Below are 1,045 nucleotides of genomic sequence, written 5' to 3' on the forward strand. Positions count from 1 at the left end.
TTCTTCCAATACTTTTTTCGTAGTTCCATCTCCTCGCACGCTACGGCGATAGTGCGCTTTGAGTTGCTCGACATGCTCTTTGTCAGAGTGAAAAGCATCGAGATAAGTGAACACAATGTTGCCTTCTACTTGACCAGGATCTTCGATGCGCAAATGGCTTGGGTCGGTGTACATGGATTTCACTGCAGCTGAGATTTCCTTTTCAGTCGCCCCTAAGTTAATGGCATTGCCCATGCTTTTCGACATTTTATTTTTGCCATCAGTACTCGGTAAACGTGGCGCATCACTAAGCAACGGACGGCACTCTTTTAGGATCTCTTGTCCACCAAGGTGGTTAATCTTTCTCACGATTTCATTCGTTTGCTCAAGCATTGGTAATTGATCATCCCCAACCGGAACAAGTGTAGCGCGAAAACCCGTTATATCAGCGGCTTGAGAAATTGGGTAAGTCAGGAACCCTGCAGGAATTGAACGCTCAAAACCTTTGCTTTGAATTTCATTTTTTACGGTTGGGTTACGCTCTAAGCGAGCAATGGAAACTAAGTTGCTGTAATACATCGTCAATTCTGCGAGGGCTGGCAGCTGAGATTGCAAACAGATAGTGGTTTGAATGGGGTCGATGCCAACTGCAAGGTAATCTGTGACTACGTTTAGAATGTTCGAAGATACCTTTGAAGGATTGTGCGCGTTATCGGTCAGGCCTTGCATATCGGCGACCAGAATGGTTTGGTCATGCTCCGATTGTAATGCCACACGCTGTTGTAACGAACCGACGTAATGACCAAGGTGTAAAGACCCTGTAGCTCGGTCCCCCGTGAGAATGATTTCGCGTTGTTGATGCGTTTCTTTGATGTTCATGGTTATCTCCTAGTCAAAATAGATCGCTACTGGAGATAAAAAGACAAGACACTCTTCGCTACCTTCCAGCAGCGTAAGAATGTAAGAATTCCGCGCCGCTCTACATAGAGCGCCACCAGAAAAAGTATGATGATGAAGGTGTGAAGAATAAGTTCAAGCGTCTAAAGCTAAAAGGGAATAAGAAAAT

Annotated in this window: 1 protein-coding gene; it reads right to left on the reverse strand. The window is 45.1% G+C overall.

Annotated elements, in window-relative coordinates:
* Positions 1-858 (reverse strand): tryptophan--tRNA ligase (gene trpS / locus R7040_RS24840; protein WP_318097332.1); only part of this gene is annotated, 858 nt, incomplete at its 3' end.
* Positions 859-1,045 lie beyond the last annotated feature (187 nt).

The organism is Vibrio sp. 1069, assembly GCF_033340555.1.